The organism is Stenotrophomonas maltophilia group sp. RNC7 (genome assembly GCF_030910085.1).
In the GTDB taxonomy this organism is placed as follows: domain Bacteria; phylum Pseudomonadota; class Gammaproteobacteria; order Xanthomonadales; family Xanthomonadaceae; genus Stenotrophomonas; species Stenotrophomonas sepilia.
Map to the genome: position 1 here is coordinate 1 of NZ_JAVFVN010000130.1, position 410 is coordinate 410.

At 36.8% G+C, this 410-nt stretch carries 1 protein-coding gene; it reads right to left on the reverse strand.

Annotation, left to right across the window (positions count from 1 at the left end):
- Window positions 1-410, reverse strand: a 410-nt coding sequence (locus RCF13_RS01535) for a DEAD/DEAH box helicase family protein (RefSeq protein WP_308140760.1), incomplete at both ends; no start/stop codon positions are given.

A 410-nucleotide genomic window follows, 5' to 3' on the forward strand; every position in this document is an offset into this window, starting at 1 on the left:
GTCTGCCTTAAAATATCTTTTGATTTTGAGAATGTACTAAAAAGCTGGTCATCTAAGTCATTTCTATCTGTTAGCACCACAATCGTTGGATTATTAAGTTCCTTAACCAATTGTGCAGCGTAATAAACCATAGAAAAACTCTTCCCTGATCCTTGAGTATGCCAAATGACCCCGATTTTTCTATCTCCCTCTTCACTAACAGCAACTTTTGTTTTCTCAACTGCCTTTTTCACAGCAAAGTACTGATGATAGGCAGCCAGTATTTTGATGACAGTCTTCTTATCTCCTATCTTGTTGCCATTTGGGTCAAAGTCTTCTTCCTTTGACTCTTGAAACAATAAGAAGTTTTCAATGATATCAAGCAGCCTCTCTTTTTGCAACATCCCATTAATCATCACTTCATATTGAGG